General features: G+C 37.4%; 28 protein-coding genes. 23 read left to right on the top strand and 5 right to left on the bottom strand.

Annotated elements, in window-relative coordinates:
• Positions 1–86 precede the first annotated feature (86 nt).
• Both D172_RS19220 and D172_RS19225 read left to right on the top strand, forming a co-directional pair.
• Positions 87–476 (top strand): cytochrome b562, encoded by a 390-nt coding sequence (locus tag D172_RS19220; protein WP_007378873.1) that lies wholly within the window; start codon positions 87–89, stop codon positions 474–476.
• A 72-nt stretch (positions 477–548) separates the two neighbouring features.
• A complete protein-coding gene (locus D172_RS19225) occupies positions 549–935 on the top strand; it encodes an OsmC family protein (RefSeq protein ID WP_007378872.1) in 387 nt (128 codons plus the stop codon).
• A gap of 63 nt (positions 936–998) precedes the next feature.
• Here the strand turns inward: D172_RS19225 and ykgO are convergent, their stop codons facing one another.
• Both ykgO and D172_RS19235 read right to left on the bottom strand, forming a co-directional pair.
• Complete coding sequence (ykgO, locus tag D172_RS19230; protein ID WP_007378871.1) at positions 999–1,133, bottom strand: type B 50S ribosomal protein L36; 135 nt, start codon at positions 1,131–1,133, stop codon at positions 999–1,001.
• Positions 1,133–1,399: a type B 50S ribosomal protein L31 gene (locus D172_RS19235; RefSeq protein WP_007378870.1), complete on the bottom strand. Its 267-nt coding sequence runs from the start codon at positions 1,397–1,399 to the stop codon at positions 1,133–1,135. Before D172_RS19235 ends, ykgO begins: the two co-directional genes overlap by 1 nt.
• Positions 1,400–1,638: 239 nt before the next feature.
• On the opposite strand from D172_RS19235, the gene D172_RS19240 reads away from it, so the two are divergent.
• Both D172_RS19240 and D172_RS19245 read left to right on the top strand, forming a co-directional pair.
• Positions 1,639–1,908, top strand: coding sequence for a hypothetical protein (locus tag D172_RS19240; RefSeq protein ID WP_007378869.1), 270 nt, complete (start codon positions 1,639–1,641; stop codon positions 1,906–1,908).
• 183 nt (positions 1,909–2,091) lie between these two features.
• Positions 2,092–2,388 carry a hypothetical protein gene (locus D172_RS19245; protein ID WP_007378868.1) on the top strand — a complete coding sequence of 99 codons (297 nt, stop codon included), beginning with the start codon at positions 2,092–2,094 and terminating at the stop codon, positions 2,386–2,388.
• A 32-nt stretch (positions 2,389–2,420) separates the two neighbouring features.
• Here D172_RS19245 and D172_RS19250 read toward each other — a convergent pair whose 3' ends face one another.
• Positions 2,421–3,308, bottom strand: coding sequence for a LysR family transcriptional regulator (locus tag D172_RS19250; RefSeq protein ID WP_007378867.1), 888 nt, complete (start codon positions 3,306–3,308; stop codon positions 2,421–2,423).
• A gap of 116 nt (positions 3,309–3,424) precedes the next feature.
• Between D172_RS19250 and D172_RS19255 the strand changes: the two genes are divergently transcribed.
• From D172_RS19255 to D172_RS19280, 7 genes are all read left to right on the top strand, one after another.
• Positions 3,425–4,597, top strand: coding sequence for an MFS transporter (locus D172_RS19255; RefSeq protein ID WP_007378866.1), 1,173 nt, complete (start codon positions 3,425–3,427; stop codon positions 4,595–4,597).
• Positions 4,598–5,013: 416 nt separating this feature from the next.
• Complete coding sequence (dkgB, locus tag D172_RS19260) at positions 5,014–5,829, top strand: 2,5-didehydrogluconate reductase DkgB (RefSeq protein WP_007378672.1); 816 nt, start codon at positions 5,014–5,016, stop codon at positions 5,827–5,829.
• A gap of 79 nt (positions 5,830–5,908) precedes the next feature.
• Complete coding sequence (locus tag D172_RS19265; RefSeq protein WP_007378673.1) at positions 5,909–6,196, top strand: putative quinol monooxygenase; 288 nt, start codon at positions 5,909–5,911, stop codon at positions 6,194–6,196.
• A gap of 302 nt (positions 6,197–6,498) precedes the next feature.
• Positions 6,499–6,654 carry a hypothetical protein gene (locus tag D172_RS21610; protein WP_007378674.1) on the top strand — a complete coding sequence of 52 codons (156 nt, stop codon included), beginning with the start codon at positions 6,499–6,501 and terminating at the stop codon, positions 6,652–6,654.
• Between the two features lie 26 nt (positions 6,655–6,680).
• Entirely contained in the window at positions 6,681–6,839 is a 159-nt protein-coding gene (locus tag D172_RS21615) for a hypothetical protein (protein ID WP_007378675.1), read from the top strand.
• A 109-nt stretch (positions 6,840–6,948) separates the two neighbouring features.
• The gene (locus tag D172_RS19275; protein WP_007378676.1) at positions 6,949–7,353 is read left to right on the top strand and encodes a hypothetical protein; all 405 of its coding nucleotides are present in this window, start codon (positions 6,949–6,951) and stop codon (positions 7,351–7,353) included.
• Between the two features lie 138 nt (positions 7,354–7,491).
• Positions 7,492–8,256: a hypothetical protein gene (locus tag D172_RS19280; protein ID WP_007378677.1), complete on the top strand. Its 765-nt coding sequence runs from the start codon at positions 7,492–7,494 to the stop codon at positions 8,254–8,256.
• Positions 8,257–8,333: 77 nt separating this feature from the next.
• Here the strand turns inward: D172_RS19280 and D172_RS19285 are convergent, their stop codons facing one another.
• Together D172_RS19285 and D172_RS19290 are read right to left on the bottom strand one after the other, a co-directional pair.
• The gene (locus tag D172_RS19285) at positions 8,334–9,188 is read right to left on the bottom strand and encodes a delta-class carbonic anhydrase (RefSeq protein WP_033023845.1); all 855 of its coding nucleotides are present in this window, start codon (positions 9,186–9,188) and stop codon (positions 8,334–8,336) included.
• Positions 9,189–9,323: 135 nt separating this feature from the next.
• Positions 9,324–9,977 (bottom strand): DUF6058 family natural product biosynthesis protein, encoded by a 654-nt coding sequence (locus D172_RS19290; RefSeq protein WP_007378679.1) that lies wholly within the window; start codon positions 9,975–9,977, stop codon positions 9,324–9,326.
• A 171-nt stretch (positions 9,978–10,148) separates the two neighbouring features.
• Between D172_RS19290 and dapA the strand changes: the two genes are divergently transcribed.
• From dapA to D172_RS19350, 12 genes are all read left to right on the top strand, one after another.
• Positions 10,149–11,066 carry a 4-hydroxy-tetrahydrodipicolinate synthase gene (gene dapA / locus D172_RS19295; RefSeq protein WP_007378680.1) on the top strand — a complete coding sequence of 306 codons (918 nt, stop codon included), beginning with the start codon at positions 10,149–10,151 and terminating at the stop codon, positions 11,064–11,066.
• A gap of 116 nt (positions 11,067–11,182) precedes the next feature.
• A complete protein-coding gene (locus tag D172_RS19300; protein ID WP_205986674.1) occupies positions 11,183–11,896 on the top strand; it encodes a beta-ketoacyl synthase chain length factor in 714 nt (237 codons plus the stop codon).
• 34 nt (positions 11,897–11,930) lie between these two features.
• Positions 11,931–12,671 carry a lysophospholipid acyltransferase family protein gene (locus tag D172_RS19305; protein WP_007378682.1) on the top strand — a complete coding sequence of 247 codons (741 nt, stop codon included), beginning with the start codon at positions 11,931–11,933 and terminating at the stop codon, positions 12,669–12,671.
• Positions 12,668–12,925, top strand: coding sequence for a phosphopantetheine-binding protein (locus D172_RS19310; protein WP_007378683.1), 258 nt, complete (start codon positions 12,668–12,670; stop codon positions 12,923–12,925). The genes D172_RS19305 and D172_RS19310 overlap by 4 nt, the downstream gene beginning before the upstream one ends.
• A 21-nt stretch (positions 12,926–12,946) precedes the next feature.
• Entirely contained in the window at positions 12,947–13,192 is a 246-nt protein-coding gene (locus tag D172_RS19315; RefSeq protein ID WP_002958648.1) for an acyl carrier protein, read from the top strand.
• A gap of 4 nt (positions 13,193–13,196) precedes the next feature.
• Positions 13,197–13,763, top strand: a complete 567-nt coding sequence (locus D172_RS19320) for a hypothetical protein (RefSeq protein WP_007378684.1) — start codon at positions 13,197–13,199, stop codon at positions 13,761–13,763.
• Positions 13,756–15,120: an AMP-binding protein gene (locus D172_RS19325; protein ID WP_007378685.1), complete on the top strand. Its 1,365-nt coding sequence runs from the start codon at positions 13,756–13,758 to the stop codon at positions 15,118–15,120. Before D172_RS19320 ends, D172_RS19325 begins: the two co-directional genes overlap by 8 nt.
• The gene (locus D172_RS19330) at positions 15,104–15,469 is read left to right on the top strand and encodes a thioester dehydrase family protein (RefSeq protein ID WP_007378686.1); all 366 of its coding nucleotides are present in this window, start codon (positions 15,104–15,106) and stop codon (positions 15,467–15,469) included. The genes D172_RS19325 and D172_RS19330 overlap by 17 nt, the downstream gene beginning before the upstream one ends.
• The gene (locus D172_RS19335; RefSeq protein WP_007378687.1) at positions 15,462–16,211 is read left to right on the top strand and encodes a glycosyltransferase family 2 protein; all 750 of its coding nucleotides are present in this window, start codon (positions 15,462–15,464) and stop codon (positions 16,209–16,211) included. Before D172_RS19330 ends, D172_RS19335 begins: the two co-directional genes overlap by 8 nt.
• Positions 16,201–17,169, top strand: coding sequence for an acyltransferase (locus D172_RS19340; protein WP_007378688.1), 969 nt, complete (start codon positions 16,201–16,203; stop codon positions 17,167–17,169). Before D172_RS19335 ends, D172_RS19340 begins: the two co-directional genes overlap by 11 nt.
• On the top strand, positions 17,162–18,706 hold the full coding sequence (locus D172_RS19345) for an HAL/PAL/TAL family ammonia-lyase (RefSeq protein ID WP_007378689.1): 1,545 nt from the start codon (positions 17,162–17,164) through the stop codon (positions 18,704–18,706). Before D172_RS19340 ends, D172_RS19345 begins: the two co-directional genes overlap by 8 nt.
• The gene (locus D172_RS19350; protein ID WP_007378690.1) at positions 18,699–19,127 is read left to right on the top strand and encodes an acyl-CoA thioesterase; all 429 of its coding nucleotides are present in this window, start codon (positions 18,699–18,701) and stop codon (positions 19,125–19,127) included. The genes D172_RS19345 and D172_RS19350 overlap by 8 nt, the downstream gene beginning before the upstream one ends.
• The last annotated feature ends 16 nt before the right edge of the window (positions 19,128–19,143 follow it).

The raw sequence follows: 19,143 nt of genomic DNA on the forward strand, positions 1-19,143 counted from the left end.
TTAGTTTTAAGCCATTTCACTACCCGAGTTACTTTCTTTTCTATCCTTGATACAATCTGTATGTTTTTAACTTAGTAAGGTTGTTCATGAAGTCTTTTTATATATTTTTCACATTGTTATTTAGCTCATTAGCATTTGCTGATCAGCCTGTTGATCTCGAAATAAACATGAAAAACACAGGCCTTGCTTATAAACAAGCAGTACAAGCAACTGATCTAGTAGAATTTAATATCGCAATCGATAAGTTTATTAAGCTGGCAAAAGTAAGTAAAACAGCCAAATTTTATAAAGAGCCCGAACAGTCATTACAAGGCCTTGATAAAGTAATTGCTCAGGCTGAGCTTGCTAAAAATGCGGCTAATAAACAAGGGCTCGCAGGGGCGAAAGCATCATTAAAAAATATAGATGATTTACGTAAAAAATATCACAAACTACATGAGCCACCAGGCTTTTTTGAATTATTGTTTGGTTCGTAATCTAGGCTCAAACTAAAAAATTATGTATTAGTAAATATTTTAACCAACATTTAGGTTATATAAGGAATAACAATGGAAATTTCAGTTTCAATGTTAGAAGGCCAAAAGCAAAGTGCAAAATTTGGCGATTTAGAAGTGATAAGCGATCAAAGTATTGCTGCGGGTGGGAGTGCCGAACACCCTGAACCTTTTGACTATTTTTTAGTGAGCATGGTGCTATGCGCAGGGTTTTACGCACGAAAATTTTGTGAACAACGTGATATTTCTACACAAGGAATGACGCTAACGCAAAACAATGAAAACGTTGATGACAATGGTAAAAAGTTATTTGCTATTGAAATTAACCTACCAGAGGGTTTTCCTGAAAAATATAAAAAAGCCCTTATAGCTGCTGTTAATACGTGTACTGTTAAAAAAGTAATTCAGGCCATGCCTGAATTTTCAGTCATTGTAAAATAGTAACGTCCTAAAATTAGGTAGCTTAAATAAGCTACCTAATTATGTATTAATACCCCGCTGAGATTACTTCTTTTTCATCCCTTGAACGGCTTTAAAGCGAGGGTTGCTTTTACAGATAACAAATACACGGCCTTTGCGTTTAACTATCTGACAACCAGCGCGCTGTTTTGCACTTTTGAGTGAGCTAAGTACCTTCATTATTTTTCCTCTTTTTTACTCGTTGAAACACCTTTAAATCGACGATTAAACTGTGCAACACGACCATCTGTGGTTACGGTTTTTTGCTTACCTGTATAGAAAGGGTGTGAATCACTCGACACATCAATAGGCACATACGGATAAGTTTTACCGTCTACCTCAACAGTGCGGTTGGTTTTAATTGTTGAACCGATAATAAAATAAGAGTCGGCAGCGGTGTCGTGAAAAGCAACTACTTGGTAGTCAGGGTGAATATTTGGTTTCATAATGCGCCTCAGTAAATGATATGTGATAATATATCATTTAATTTAACGCATTTTTTTGTGCTTTGCAAATAGTTTTAAAAGCAGTGAAAAGCACCAGTTTGATGGCTATTTGTGCAAATAAATCAAAAAATAAGCACTTAGATTAAAAATGCTGGCTATTAGCGTTTAGGCTGTTATAACTATATTTAAGCTAATAAAAACGTTAAAACCGCATTTACAGTTGATCACAGAGGTAATGTATGAGCGACGCAGTACAACAACAAGAAAAAATAGATCAAGGGGTTATGGATACCCTAAGAGAGCGTGACCATAGTGCCTTAGCACATCAACTTAATCCTTTAAGTTGTAACCACAACGACATTGTTGAGTTATTGGCACAATATATGGCACTCAGTGAGCAAGACAATGATGAATTGTTTGACGATTGGTTTGATAATTTATCTAAAGAACAGCATACGGTATTAAAAGTTTTTGAAATTTATCGAGGTCAATATGAGCATCAAAACTAATATTGTTTTAGATGCTTAGTTTTACTCTAAATACGAATAATTTAACTTTATGATTAAAGCGTTATTAGACTAATATAAATTTACTCTCTGATTAAAGTTTGGTTATACCGAGCTAAATTAGTTTAATAATTTCAAGTTTTTAAGAAATGTTTGTTAAAATTAGTCAGTTAACAGGAGTCAACAGTGGCAGACATTAATAAGTTAGTAAATAATATAAAAACAATAGTGAAAGATAATCAAATACCGCTTAATAAACTAATGACACCTGACTTTATTAGCTCACATACAAAGTATAATGATTTTGATAGTTTATTGGCCGGAGGCGGTTTTGAAATAACGGATGAAAAACAATTTAATTTATTTCCTAGTAACGATTGGGAAGCGTACATAACTAGGCAAACGCAGTTTATATCATGGAGAGAGATGAGGATGAGAGCCATGGTTATTTATGTTGGTTATCAAATAACACTCGATGATTAATTTATTACCTTTATTATTTCTATTTTAAAAGATCACAAAGTTAGTTTTGGTTTTATAAAATCTAAAAAAGCGACAATACGAGACGAAACTGCGCTGTTTTTATAATAAACCGCTTGTATAATTTCACGATTATTTGGCCTCATAACCGCATTGGGTAGTAATTCAATAAGTCGCTTTTCATTTATGTCATTTCCAATCATAAAATCCGAGAGTAAAGCAATGCCTTGCCCTACTAAACATAATTGTCGTACTGTCTCTCCGCTACTCGCGCTCAGCGAATAGCTTAGTTTTAAAGGTTGAATTAACGGCCAGCTATTAAGTTTAGGTGAGTCGGTAAAACCAATTAATTTATGGCTGGTTAAATCATTTATAGCATTAATTTTAGGGTTACTTTTTAAATACTCAGGGCTTGCGACTATACGCAGTTTACTATGGCCTAACTTACGAGCATGTAGGTTTGAGTCCTTTAAATCACCAATGCGTATGGCTAGGTCGGTTTTATGTTCAAGTAAATCAATAATGCTATCGTGCGAGGTTATATCAAGCGTTATGTGCGGGTATTGCTTAGCAAATTCGCCAATTAAAGGCGTAAGTTGGTGCAATACAAAAGGGCTTGCCGCATCTATTCGCAGCTTGCCACTTGGCGCTTGTTTTAAAAGCTTTATGGCTTCTTCACCGGTATAAAGCGTATTTAATCCTTCGCGCGCATATTTTATAAAAGTATGGCCTTCTTCAGTAAGCTCTAATCGGCGTGTTGTTCTGTTTAGCAAAGTGCATTGCAGTGTATTTTCAAGGCGTGATACAGCTCGCGACACTTTAGCCACTTGTTGATCGAGCAAATTAGCCGCCCCCGAAAAGCTTCCGCAATCGACTACCGTTATAAACGTTTCTAAATCTTCAGTTCTTGAATGAACAGCCATAAATATACCAACACCATCTTTGCATTATTAACAAAAGTATTTTGTCACTAATGCTATTTTTTGCAAACGATATTTTAGCCAAACTATATTCTTCATATATTAATGAGGATATAACTATGCCATTGGCTTTGTGGGCGCTTACCTTAAGCGCATTTGCAATAGGAACAACTGAGTTTGTAATAGTGGGGTTAGTACCAACCATTGCAAACGACTTAGGCGTAAGCCTACCTTCAGCGGGTTTGCTTGTAAGTTTATATGCGGTTGGCGTTGCTATTGGTGCACCGGTGCTAACAGCTTTAACGGGTCGTTGGAATCGTAAAGTGGTCTTAATAAGCTTAATGGGCTTGTTTGTATTGGGTAACTTACTTGCTTGGCAAGCGCCAAGTTACGAAACATTAATACTTGCGCGCATTTTAACGGGGCTTGCCCATGGTGTGTTTTTTTCAATCGGATCGATGATTGCCACAAGTCTAGTAAGCAAAGACAAAGAAGCCAGTGCAATTGCCATTATGTTTACCGGGCTTACTGTAGCACTCGTAACTGGTGTGCCACTGGGTACATGGATTGGACAACACTTTGGTTGGCGTGCAACGTTTTTAGTTGTGTCGGTATTAGGTTTAATTGCATTAATCGGCAGCTCTATTTTAGTGCCAAAAAACTTAAAACAATCAATACCAGCCACGTTTAAAGAGCAACTACAAGTAATCGTAAAACCGCGTTTATTACTCGTGTATTTAATGACGATATTGGGCTACGGCGGCACGTTTACAGCGTTTACTTATTTAGCACCTATTTTAGAGCAACAAACAGGCTTTGCGCCTTCGGCTATTGCCTTAATAATGCTTGTTTACGGCGTATCGGTAGCGGTAGGTAATATTTGGGGTGGAAAGATGGCCGACAAACGCGGCCCAATTAGCGCACTGAGCATTATATTCAGCGCTTTGAGTATTATTTTACTGATATTTACTTTTACGATGGAATCAAAAATTGCTGCTGTACTTACTATTTTAGTCTGGGGCGCATTTGCTTTTGGTAATGTGCCAGGCTTGCAACTTTATGTAGTAAAGCAAGCACAAAAGCACACGCCAAATGCGGTAGATGTTGCATCAGGTTTAAACATAGCCGCATTTAATATTGGTATTGCACTTGGCTCAATTATTGGTGGTAGCGTAGTAGAGAGCATGACCCTGCAAGACACAGCATGGATAGGCGCTGTTATCTCTGTTTTAGCCCTCGGTGTTACACGCTACAGCGGTATGCTTGATAAACGTGAAATTCAGCAAGCATAAAGTCTTAGCAGGGTCTGTTGACCTTTTAGGATTAAATTTGTTCAATCTAGGGAGGATTTAATCACGGAGCGAGGTTTGTAACCTAGTGGGCTAAGTAAAAATCGAGGTACAAAGAGTAAATCCACCCTAGGAAGAACCTACAGGCAGCGCGTATTTGGCATTTATGCTGCGTTATCGCCTACTTATGTGGAGCAACCACACTGCATAGGCTCTGCCTTGCCTAAATACCAAATACACTGCTGCAAATGTAATCTCTAAAGATTAACAGACCCTAACCTTGAAACTAAAATTAATGACCTCATACCTGTTATAAGGTCATAGATTTTTAAGTGACAGTCGCAATAAGAAGTAAAAGGTGTATTTCGTAAAGCTTTAAAAGAGCTTGTTTTTAACCGATTATTTTATAAGGATAAACCATGACAAAACGTGTAATAGAAATGCCAGAACTAGGTATGGGAACATTCCGCTTAGAGGGCGACACGGCCTATAACTCAGTAAAAATGGCGCTCGAAGTTGGGTTTCGCCATATTGATACCGCACAAATTTATGGCAACGAAGAGCAAGTAGGTCAAGCCATAAAAGACAGTAATATTCCGCGCAGTGAAATATTTTTAACTACCAAAGTATGGAATAACAAATTAAATAAAAGCGACTTTATTCCAAGCGTTAAAAAGTCACTTGAAAAGCTACAAGTTGATTCGGTCGACTTACTGCTAATTCATTGGCCATCGCCTGCTAACGACGAGCCAATGAGTGAATACCTCACTGAATTACTAAAAGCGAAGCAGCTTGGTTTAACTAAGCACATTGGTGTATCAAACTTCACCATTGCAAACTTAAATGAAGCAATGCAAACACTCGACTCGCGTGAAATATTTACCAATCAGGTTGAGGTTCACCCATATTTAACTAATACTAGATTGCGTGCGTTTTGTGCTCAGCACGATATACACGTAACGGCGTACATGCCATTTGTAGTAGGCAAAGTACTTAAAGATCAAACCATTATCGACATTGCTAAAAAGCACGATGCAAGTCCAGCACAAGTTGTTTTAGCATGGGTTAACGCCAGCGGTATGACGACAATTCCATCATCAACTAAGCGCAAAAATTTAGAAGATAACTTTAACGACCACGTTAAATTAGATGATGAAGACATAGCCCGCATTGATGGCCTAGACTGTGGCGACCGCCAAGCAACACCAGACTTTGCGCCGCAGTGGGATCAGTAAACTTACCTCAAACGCAAAGTTAAACTAAATATTTTAAGGTGTAGATTATCTACACCTTAACTTTTAAAAAGGAATACACATGTTAACGGTTATAGCGGCACTGTCGTGCAAAAATATTGATGCAGATGTGATGCTTACAGCACTTGAAAACTTACAAAAGTCATCGCGCCAAGAAGTAGGGTGCTTACGTTATGAACTATCGGTAAAAAGTGATGATGAACATACCGATTACGTTGTTAGCGAACAGTGGGCGTCTGACGAACACTTTGAAGCGCATAAAAACGAGCCACACTTTAAAGCGTTTGGTATGCAAGTTACTGGGCTTTTAACCAATAGTAGTATCGATGTATATAAATCAATTGGTTAAATTATTTTTATAGTGCTTATTATGGTATGTATTAAAATACTTAGCTAAATTACATGTAATAAAGTAAATACTCAAATAGGTGCTGTTAACTTACATCACCTTTTTATTTTTTCACTCTAACCTGCCTCTAAAATACTCAACTTCCCCAATATATCAATGCAACCTAATAGGACTCTTTTTATGAATTCGTAGTGTGTCGAAATCTAAGATAGTTTTGTAGTGAACGCCAAATTTTATGATAATAGAAAATCTACTTGGCCCACCTGTTTTAGTTGATAATTCATATGGTTTTGCTCTTACTAATGCAAATTGATGATTCTTCTGTTAGCTTAGCAACTGACATGAAGCTAGGTGGAAAGCACATGGCTCCCTCTTTAGTTGTTGAACTAGGCAAAGAAGCAAGTATTAATATTGATGGTAAAGAGCTTTCAGTTTTAGTAAGCAAATCAAGTAGCTAATAAGTTAAAAATTAGGAATATAATTAATGAGAAACTCAAGAAATGAGATAGTAAAATATGGAGTCTCTTTTGGTACAGCTCTAGCAATTGCTATTTCATGGAGTGCTAACGAGTCTGTGTTATGGGCAATTTTGCATGGTTTTTTATCTTGGTTTTATGTTATTTGGCATGTAATTACGCGATAAGTGCTTTCGCGTGTGCACTGATTGATTATGTTGATTGCGGCCAATGTTAATAGTTGAGCAATTACCATTTAAAACGATTAAGTTAAAAATATAAAAGGAATAATTAATAATGAAAGGTGCGGGTGGAAGCTCTGGTGGTATTGGGCATTTTTTTATTGGTTTAATTATGATGTGCGGTGGCTTTTATATGCTGCTAAACGCAATTTCGGTGACTTCTAATTTTGGACTAAGTTCTCGCATTTATAGTGTTAATGCTTTAGGTGGCTTTGGCGTTACAGGCGGCATGGTTATGATCCCGTTTATTTTTGGTGTGGGCCTAATTTTTTATAATTCTAAAAACATTTTAGGCTGGGTGCTATCGCTTGGCTCGTTAACAGCACTAATATTTGGCGTTATATCGAGTGTTCGATTTAGTATGCGAACTATGACGTCGTTTGATTTGATTGTTATTATAATTTTAGCGTTTGGTGGCTTAGGGCTGTTTTTGCGCTCGCTTAAATCTGTTGATACTTAAATAATTACCACGCTTTGTTTTAAATACAATTTTAACTAGAGGCATTTAACATGATGTTCCAATGCCTAAACTAATATATGAATAATGTAATCCTTCCTATTTACTGCTTAACCAGTAATGTATTTTAAAGAGATTTATGTGAACAACTCAATACAGCTAAAACTAATTGCTACTCATTTATTAGCACAAAGAGAAGAGAACCCAGCGCGTTCAAACTTTCCCAAAGAGTTAGTACTAGACTCGACTGACGATGCGATAGAAGTACAAAAGTTGATGATTTATTTGAATGATCAAACTGTATATGGCTGGAAGTGTATGCTGCCTTTAGATGATGGCTCAATTATATTAGCGCCTCTTTTACATGCACCTATAAAACAAGCTGAAAATTGCCCACTGTATACAACAAACAATAAAGCGCTTATTGAACCAGAAATTGCATTTATTTTACAAAGCGATTTACCGAGTAATAATACCTATACAAATGAAGACGTGGATACTGCATTTGCCAGCGCCCACTTGGCACTTGAGCTTATTCAAAAAAGATTTGATGAAGACACTCCATGCACTCACATTGAAAAGCTGGCTGATGGTTTATCTAATCAAGGCGTGTATTTAGGTCCACAAATAGATAAAGCCAAAGCGTATAACGCAAGTACTGTAAATATAAACGTTAAGCAAACTGAGCTGGAGTTAAATTTAGCGGGTGTGCATCCTGCAGAACTTGCGCAGCTTCCACTTTATTGGGCTGTTAATTACTTATCAGCAAAGGGAATTAACTTAAAAGCAGGGCAAGTGTTTATAACTGGTTCTTACTGTGGTGTGGTTGAGCTTAATACTAATGAGCAAACATGTATTACATATGAAGATTTAAATACATTTAATGTGACATTTTTATCCCATTAAGCGTAATACTCATTTTAACGGTCATAATAAAACAACCCACTAATTAGTGGGTTATTTTTTATTAGGCTAAATTTTAATTATTTGATTTTAGAGAGTAATGCAGGGTTTATTACGAGATTTCTTACACCGTGAGCATGATCTTCATTAAAGGTATTACTTTCACACCACTTACCTACACTGTTTATATCTACTTTTGCTACTTTTGGTTTAACTGACCATGTTACTTGGAAAGGAGAGCCTGCCTCATTGTAACCAGGGCCAGTGGTAGAGCCGGTATAAATAACTGCTTCACCAGTATTAGTAAGTGCATTCGCTGCTTGGTAATAGCCATTAACCGATGACACGTTACTTATTTCGTTAAAATCAAGCGCGTTTGCATCGTTTACTAATACGTATACTTGCGCTTCAACACGTAGTTGCGGATTTTTAATCGAATCACTCAAACAACTACCCAGTGTAGGGCCAGGTTTAACCATTGCACTGCTATGTACATTGTGAACTTCAATAGTGTCGCCGACTGAGAGTGCGCCGAGTTCGCTCGGACAAATCTTTATTTTTGTAGGTTTGCTCTCATTTTTAGTTAAAGAGCCTGAATATACATAGCCACTTTGATAGCCATGACCATCGCCATTGCCTGCATATTTACTAAACTCGCCGCCGGCGTGTTCTGCATTTTTATGAAAATGGATATTGCATAAGTTCATTTGTGATGAAGCAGGCGCATCAGAAAATATTACTGTATTCTCGCCTTTATGATTATCAATATTACGCGGAGATTGAGGGCCAAAACCTTTATTAATTGTGTTTTTAGCAAGTGCGGTGCGCTGTGTTTTTACTACGTCATCGCTTACGTTCTCGTGGTTAGCTTTAGCAAGCGTATTAAAAGAAAGAATTGTGAGTGCAGCAGAAATTAAGCTTATTTTTGTTTTCATTGTCATTGAGTCAGTGCCTTTATTAAGGTGCTTTATTGCGAATTTTCGCTCGTTTGATACGTGATAGTTACGTTAATAGATCTCATTTAATCTAAAAATAATCCTAAAATAGTAAATAATCAACTTAATATAATGTTATTTAATAGACAAATCATACTTTAAAACAAGTGCATCAATGTAGCGAGTGCGTAATGTGCTTTGCTTTTCATGATCGGCACCATGACTCAGTGCACGGTTTAAAAGCTTCATAGCGGGATGTAAGTAAGAACGCTCGTCTTTGTCTAAACTCGCTTTACTTCGTAGTTCGGTAATATCGTCTACAACTAAGCGACCAATATCAACAGCGACTATTTCGTCTATTAATCCATTTTGAGTAAGTACGCCGTATTTACTGCATAAAAATTGTTGCCAGACTTGTTGTAAGTGCTCGTCTATTTCGCAGCCAAATAACTCTTCATTAAATTCAAACCCTTGCTGAGCTAATTTAGTCAAAATGGCAATGTATTGTTGTGCAAAGTAATTAAAAGCATGGCTTGATGATTCTATTTTTTGTTTTATTAAACCTTGCCCCCAATTTACACAGCCGCGTGGGTAGTAATCGTCATACTCTTCGCATTCATACAAACCTGAATATGAACTACAACTAAGTTGACTTTTAATACAATAACTTGGTTTGGGGAAAACACTTTGCTCTTGCCAAGTTAAAAGCATGTCTGAATCTATATTTAATGCTTGGCATAGTTCATCGGTGTTATAAAAATGAGTTGCTAAGTAGTCAGATAAACGCATAAAGCCTCTGGTATCGTTAAAATACAAATACTGTTTATGTATACAGTATTTAATTTTGAATTAACAAACTCAATAACACAAGGTATTTTATAATTAAATATGCGCTTACACCTCCAAAAGTACTGGCAAATATGTTACAAATAGCGCAAGTTTTATAAATAATGAATTTTTATGCGCACCCTAGAGCAAATTAAACAAGCAAGCCTTATTACAGCTATTAAAACGCCATATTTAGCAAATGGTGAAATAGACCTAGCAAAGTACGATGAACTCGTTGCAATACAAATTGCAGCGGGCGTTGATGGCATTGTAGTCGGTGGCACAACAGGCGAAGGCCAGTTAATGAACTGGGAAGAGCATTTAATGCTTATAGCGCACAGTGCAAACAAGTATGGCGACAAACTGGTTATTGTTGGTAATACCGGTAGTAACAACACCCGTGAAGCGATTAAAGCAACTAAATATGGCTTTGCCAGCGGTATGGATGCAGCACTGCAAATTAACCCGTACTACGGACGTACGTCAATCGCGGGTGTTAAAGAGCACTTTAAGCGTGTGTTAGATATTGGCCCAGCCTTTATTTACAACGTAGCAGGGCGCACAGGTCAAGACCTAACACCTGATATTATTGAGCCACTTGCAAAGCACGAATATTTTATTGGTGTTAAAGAGTGTGGCGGCAATGAACGCATTGCCCATTATGAGCAACAAGGTATTGCATGTTGGTCGGGTAACGATGACGAAAGTCACGATGCACGCCACACACATAAAGCGCACGGTGTTATTTCGGTTACTTCTAACTTAATACCAGGGTTATTTCGCCAATTAATAGATACTAAAAATAACGAGCTAAATACTTCGTTACAACCATTAATGAACTGGTTGTTCTGTGAACCAAACCCGATTGCTATTAATACCGCGTTGATGATGACAGGTGCAGTAAATCCAGTATTTAGATTACCGTATTTACCGCTTAGCGATGAGCAACAAAAAATCGGTTTGCCATTAATAAATCAACTTAACGAAAGTGATGTAGTAGGCGGTAAGGCTGACTATATAGATATAAAAAATATTGCTCTACTTTCTTAGTAATATGAGCCAGTACTGAATGATTTTAGTTACTGGCTTTTATTTAATGATTATTTACTTTTATTGCTAATATCGGTAAAATTCTCGTCCTTATAATTAATAAAATATGTATATCTGTGAAATTTGTTGTTGAAGAACTCGCTATATGGATAAAGCCTGAACAGCGACAAATAAAAGAGAGTAATTGGTTTGATTCCTCCGTATTAAATCTTAGTTGGGTGCCTGCTATGCAGCGACGCCGCATGACTCCTTTTATTAAAATGGCGCTCTTTAGTGCCCATCAAGTAAGTGCTCAAGGTAGCTATATTAATTTACCGAGTGTTTTCTCTTCTCGCCACGGCGATTTTCACAAAACGTCTAACTTACTTGTTGATGTAGTAAATGAACAGCCTTTGTCGCCAACTGGTTTTGGGCTAAGTGTGCATAATGCGGCTTCAGGACTTTTTGGGATAATACAGGGTAATACAAGTGCTACAAATGCAATTTCGGCAGGCGCTGAAAGCTTTATTTATGCACTAGTAGATGGCGTTGTACGCCTTATTGATAGTGAACAGCAACATATATTAATAGTCCATACCGATGAAACCCTCCCTGACATTTACGTGCAGTTCGCTGATGAACAGCAAATAGCACACTCAATTGGTTTAATAATCAGAGCCCCGCAAGAAGGCGAACCTCATTTTAGTTTAAAAAAAGTATTTAATACGGGCATGGAAAAAAGCGACTTACCAATGAGTATCCAATGCGCTAAAGCTTTGTATGAGCGCAGCAATATATTACTTGTTCATAACGCGCTTGAGCACGATTGGCAGCTTACGTACCATGCTTAAAAATGCACAAAGGCTATGTGGATTGTTTTGGCGAATGATTACTACTGCATTTTGCTTTTCAGTTTTTGGAATTGGTGGTTTAGTATTAGCCTTTATTATTTTTCCCGCTCAGCGTTTATTTGAAAATAACCCAGTTAAACAAAAGCTTAAAGCTCGAAAAACAGTGCATTACTGCTTCAAATTGTTTGTTAGCTTAATGCATTTACTGGGTGCTATTCGGTTTCATGTTAACGATAAAGCACAAATTGAAAGCTTAAAAGGACAATTGATATTAGCAAACCATCCTTCTTTAATTGATGTTGTTGTTTTAATTTCGGTGATAAAAAACGCAGATTGCGTAGTAAAGGCGCATTTATTTAAAAACCCTTTTGTGCGCGGCGTTATTAAAAGCACAGGCTATATAAGTAATGATGATCCGCAAGAGTTATTACGAGAGTGCGAGCAAAGTTTACAAACGGGTAATAACTTAATTGTATTTCCTGAAGGGACACGGACAGAGCCTCACAAAAAATTAAAGTTTAAACGTGGCGCTGCAAATATTGCAATTAGATGTAATGCGCCTATCACTACTTTTTTAATTAAAATGAAACCAAACACTTTAACCAAAGGCACTCCTTGGTATAAAGTCGCGCCATATCAGGCGCATTTTACAATGAGGCTTACGAGCCAGCAGTTTAATTGTGCAAAGTACGACAGCGATATGCCTGCAATGCAATCACGCCAATTGACTAAAGATTTACAACATTATTTTACACAAGAGCTAAAAAATATATGAGCGAATTTAAAGAACAAATAAAACAACTGATTATCTCAAGCCTTGACCTTGAAGACATGACCACTGCTGACATTAAAGACGATGACGCTTTATTTGTAGATGGGCTAGGGCTAGACAGCATAGATGCGTTAGAGCTTGGCCTTGCGATAAAAAAGCAATTTGATGTGAAAATAGATGCAAATTCTGAGCAAACTAAAGCGCACTTTGCCTCAGTTAATTCTTTAGCAAAATTTATTGAACAAGCACGTTCTTAATATATAAAAGTAGGAAGAAAAATGAAAACCGCTGCTGAAATTTATGATGTATTACACGGCATTTTAGAAAACGAATTTGAAATAGACCCAGAAGATATTAGCTTAGAGGCTAACCTATACCAAGATCTTGATTTAGACAGTATTGATGCAGTTGACTTAGTTGTGAAATTAAGAGAAATCACAGGTAAAAAAATTGAGCCTGATGCCTTTAAGCTTGTGCGCACAGTGCAAGATATAGTCACCGAAATAGAAAAGTTAGTTAACTAATACTATGTTAAAAGCAGTTTTAACAACGTTAATTATGATTTGCTTGGCTTGCTACCCTATTATTGTGTACGTAGGCCTTACGCGTTTTAATAGTCAGATTATTACAGTATTACTGCTATTTTTACTCGGGCTTAGACTTTGGTTAAGCAGAGCCTTATTTGATAAAATGCCGTGGTTAAAGCCCGCTACATTTTTAGCAGTCATTACTATTTTGATTTCCAAGGTAATGGATAGCGACTTAGGGCTGCGTTTGTATCCCGTAATCATTAATTTAGTTATGTTAGTTGTGTTTGCGTATTCTTTGTATAAAGGGCCTTCTATTATTGAAACCTTTGCGCGCATTACTGAGCCCTCACTTGATGAAAACGCACTGATTTATACAAAAAAAGTAACGCTAGTGTGGTGTCTGTTTTTTGTATTAAACGGTGGTATTGCCCTGTACACCAGTATTTTTAGTAGCCTAGAAACCTGGGCTTTTTATAATGGTTTTATTGCTTACTTAGCTATGGGCACATTGTTTGCTATAGAGTGGTTAGTCAGACAAAAAGTAAAAAGGAACGCCGGTGTTTAATGCTTTTCAAAGTAATGCAATAAGAACATGTTTTAATCATACTGATAATGATATTTCTGAGCGTGAGTTTGTTAGTGATATAAATGAGGTTTTAGCAAAACTATCAACGTTAAACGCTACATCATCGGTTGTTTTATACACCACAGACGCCTACAAATTTTCCGTGTACTTATTTGCTTTGGCATTACACGGAAATACAGTGATTTTGCCGCCTAATGGGCAACCTGAAACGTTAAACTCCTTGCTTAAACAGACGCCGTTTTTTATTGGTGAGTCTGAATTAATAGCTGATTTAGCGGCTGATTTTTTAGATGTAAGCACTTTAGCCAATCAACCTCACTTTGTATTCATTGAAACAATTAATTGGCCTGAAGAAGGTACAATCGTTTTTTATACGTCGGGCTCGTCGGGTAAAGCAAAGCCAATTGTAAAAACGTGGCAGGTAATAAATAAAGAAGTAAATACATTAATTAACAGCTACGCACTGATTGATAATCCTATTTTTATAGCAAGTGTTTCGCATCAGCATATATACGGTTTACTGTTTAGGTTACTGTGGCCATTGCGTGCAGGGAAAGTTGTTAATACAGAACTACTGCATTACCCCGAGCATGTAGCTAAAAAGCTTAGGTTATTTAAAAAAGTAGTGTTTGTTTCAAGCCCAGCGCAGTTAAAACGGTTATGTATCGATAATGTATTAGTGAATGATAAGTCTCATTTACAATGGATATTTTCATCAGGTGGACCGCTACTAAATGAAGATGCCATTTCGTTGTTTACGCAATTAAATAAACCAGTCACACAAGTTTTTGGTAGTACCGAAACAGGTGGTATTGCATATCGACAAGTTACATCACATGAAAAAGTTAGCCTTTGGCAGCCTTTCTCGGGTATTAAAGTACGGGCTTTGGATGATCAGCGTTTAATTTTAACCTCTCCACTTGTTCGCGACAAAAATTACCCTTTAGATGATCGAGGCGAAGTACTTAAAAATGGTCAATTTAGATTATTAGGTCGATTCGACCGAATTATAAAATTAGAAGAAAAACGATTAAGTTTAGATGAGCTAGAACTACATTTGTGTACTAGTGAGTGGGTAAGTGAAGCTAAAGTAATCGCCTTGCCTGGTGAGCGATTAATTGTAGGGGCTATTGTTGTGCTTACGCATAAAGGGCAGATGCTCTTTAATGGTGACGGTAAGCTAGCTACAAATAATTTATTAAAAGCGCATGCATTAGCGCGCTTTGAGCGAATTTGTATCCCTAAAAAGTGGCGTTTTGTAGAGCAATTACCATACAACTCACAGGCAAAGTTAAATTTAAAAGCATTGGAGAGTCTTTTTGCAAAAGTTGACTAAAACACAGCCTAATTTGCTGTCTTGTGAAAAAGCAGAGCAAAAGTATAAATTAAGCTTACTAGTTCCTCATGATTTAGATTATTTCAAAGGACACTTTACGGATGGCCCAATACTCGCAGGTGTTGTGCAATTAGACTGGGCTGTGGCCGCAATTTGTAAATATTATAAGGTTCAGCAACCTGTTAAAAATGTTGAAGTGTTAAAGTTTCAGGTAGTGATTACCCCAGGTATAACAATCGAATTATTGCTTGAGCAAAAAGCAGAGAATAAATACACTTTTTCGTATAATTCAAATAAAGGACAGCATGCATCTGGCCGTGTTGTTTTTGATAGCCTAATAAATGAATAACTTTTGTATTGTTATCCCAAATTATAATCATATTACGGTTATTGATGATGTACTGAGCCAATTATCGTCATTTAATCTTCCTATTATTATGGTTGATGACGCAAGCAACGCCGAAGCTAAAAATGTATTCAGTAACCTTGATGCAAAATACGCGCAGTTGAGAGTAGTTACCCACGACGACAATCAAGGTAAAGGCGGCGCGGTACAAACAGGCTTAAAGCAGGCACATAAGCTAGGTTTTTCACATGCGATACAGGTTGATGCAGATGGACAGCATGATTTAGCTGACATTAAAAAACTAATAGCACTTTCAAATGCTCAGCCTAAAGCGCTTATAAGCTGTTGCCCAATATATGATGACTCAGTGCCTAAACACCGTTATTTAGCACGTTACTTAACGCATGTGTGGGTATGGATTGAAACGTTAAGTTTTACAATTGTAGATTCGATGTGTGGCTTTAGAGTGTATCCACTTGAGCAAAGTACAAAGCTAATTGATGAGGTATCGCTTGGAAAACGCATGGATTTTGACCCCGAAATTTTAGTGCGTTTATATTGGCGCAATGTGCCTTTTGTATTTTTACCTAGCCAAGTAATTTACCCTGAAAATGGGCTTTCTCATTTTCAACCATTGCACGATAATGCGCGTATTTCGTGGTTACACACTCGCTTGTTTTTTGGCATGTTGATTCGCTCTCCTGTGTTAATTTGGCATAAATTAAAGAGGCGTTATGGCCGCTAAACATTGGTCTAAAATGCAGGAACGCGGTAATTTTTTAGGTATTCAAATACTGTTATTTGCCCATAAATTACTGGGTAGAAAAGGACTGTGGATTGTTTTGTTTCCTGTGGTTTTTTATCTTTTCTTAACAGGAAAAGTAGCACGTACAGCATCTAAAGCGTTTTTAGCGCAGGTTAATGTTTATCAAGGCTGCAAACAACCTGTTACGTTTAAAATGCAATTAACACACTTTTGCAGTTTTGCAGATAGCGCATTAGATAAAATTGATGCTTGGCTTGGGCGAATAACCCAACGTGATATTAAGTACACTAATGAGCATTTATTTGCTGAGTTAGATGAGCAAAACCAAGGGGCTATTTTTATAGGTTCTCACTTGGGTAATTTAGAAGTATGCAGGGCACTTAGCCAACACCGCAGCAGTAAAAAAATAAATGTATTGGTATTTACTCATCACGCTGTTGAATTTAATAAAATGCTTAAAAAGATTAACCCAGATGTGTCGGTTAATTTAATACAAGTGACAGATATGGGCCCTGACTTAGCTATTTTATTAAAAGAAAAAGTAGAGCTGGGGGAAGTAATCGTTATTGTTGGTGACAGAACAAGCACAACAACGGCTTCTCGGTCGGTACAGGTACCATTTTTAGGAAAAAACGCCCCATTTTCACAGGGGCCTTTTATATTAGCCGCGCTGCTTGATTGCCCTGTTTACTTTTTGTTTTGTTTAAAAGATAAAAAAAGCAAAAAGTATCAAGTGATATTTGAGCATTACAGCCAATCATTAAAAATGCCTCGACGAGAGCGACAGCAGGCGCTAACACTTATTATTACTGACTATGCAGAGCGTTTGAGTTCTTACGCAGCTTTATATCCTTATCAGTGGTTTAATTTTTACGATTTTTGGAAAAGTGATCAGCAGGTAGTGCGCGATCAATCAATGGAGAGCAAGTGTGACTGAACAAAATATACAGCTTTTTGGCAATCAGCGATTATCAATTGAAGATATTGTTCGAGTTGCCTTTAATGAAACACAAGTGCAATTAAATAGCTGTGAAACTTTTAGCGTTAAAATTAATAGCGCTTTGTGTTTTTTAGACACACTTTTAAAAGAAGATGGCGTAATTTACGGCGTTACAACTGGTTACGGTGATTCTGTAACGGTGGCAGTACCCCTTGATTTAGTTGATGAATTACCTCTGCATTTAACTCGCTTTCACGGCTGTGGACTGGGGGATGTATTTAATAAAGTGCAAGGGCGTGCAATTTTAGCGACGCGTTTAACATCACTTTCACAAGGCTATTCTGGTATTAGCTGGGAAATGCTGCACCTACTTAAAGATTATTTAAATAACGATATAGTGCCTGTGATCCCACAAGAAGGATCAGTAGGTGCCAGCGGTGATTTAACACCGTTATCTTACGTTGCAGGTGCGATGGTAGGCGAGCGTGATGTGTTTTACAAAGACCAAGTACGTAACAGTGCTGAAGTTATGAAAGAAGTTGGCTTAGAGCCACTAACACTAAGGCCAAAAGAAGGTCTTGCCGTTATGAATGGCACAGCGGTAATGACTGCATTAGCGTGTTTAGCATTTGATAGGGCTAATTACTTGGCTAAATTGGCGAGCCGTATTACTGCATTAGCAAGCTTGGCACTTAAAGGAAATAGCCATCATTTTGATGAGATATTATTTTCAGTTAAGCCGCACCCAGGGCAGCAACAAATTGCGCGTTGGATAAGAAAAGATTTAAACCATCACGATCACCCTCGTAATGCAGACAGACTTCAAGATAGGTATTCAATCCGTTGTGCACCCCATGTTATTGGTGTGCTGCAAGACAGTCTGCCGTTTTTTAGGCACATGATAGAAAACGAGCTTAACTCAGCAAACGATAACCCAATAATTGACGGCCAAGGTGAGCATGTATTGCACGGCGGGCATTTTTACGGTGGCCACATTGCAATGGCAATGGATAGCATGAAAACAGCCGTTGCAAACCTTGCTGATTTAGCAGACAGACAAATTGCTTCTTTGGTTGATACTAAGTACAACAACGGCCTACCTTCAAACTTGTCTGATAGTGCACCAGAGCGCCGTTATATTAATCATGGTTTTAAAGCGGTTCAAATTGGCTGTAGTGCTTACACTGCTGAAGCATTGAAATTAACCATGCCGGCCAGCGTTTTTTCTCGCTCTACAGAGTGCCATAATCAAGATAAAGTGAGTATGGGGACTATTGCGTCACGCGATTGTTTACGTATTTTACAGCTAACAGAACAAGTGTTAGCAAGTACGTTATTAGCCAGTATTCAAGGTGTTAGATTACGTATTAAGCAAGGCGAACTTGAGTTTTCGACTTTAACGCAAGATATGCAAAACATGTATACCGATATAACTGATTACTTTGAAAACCTCACAGAGGATAGACCAATGGAAGCCGTGCTAAGGCAAACAATAGGGTATATTCAAACTAAACGTTGGGCGTTGTATGAATAGTAAAGGTGCATTATTAACGCATGTGGTAGAAATTGAAATTCCATTTCATGACTGCGACCCAATGAATGTTGTATGGCATGGTAATTACCCACGTTATTTAGAAGTAGCGCGCTGTGAGTTACTGCGTTTATTTGATTACGATTACCCACAAATGCATGAGTCGGGCTACGCGTGGCCTATTGTTGATATGCAAATAAAGTATATTGCCTCAGCGGTATTTACTCAAAAAATTAAAGTAGCGGCTTATTTAAAAGAATTCGAGAATCGACTACGGATTGACTACGTAATTACTGACTCGCTAACTAATAAGCGCCTTACTAAAGCCTCAACCACGCAAGTTGCGGTTGAGATCAGCTCCAAAGAAATGCAATTTGAATCACCCGCTATTTTATTTAATAAGTTAAAAGCAGTTTTGAATTAAATTTTTATTTTATAGG

The organism is Pseudoalteromonas sp. Bsw20308, from assembly GCF_000310105.2.
Taxonomy (GTDB): Bacteria; Pseudomonadota; Gammaproteobacteria; order Enterobacterales; family Alteromonadaceae; genus Pseudoalteromonas; species Pseudoalteromonas fuliginea.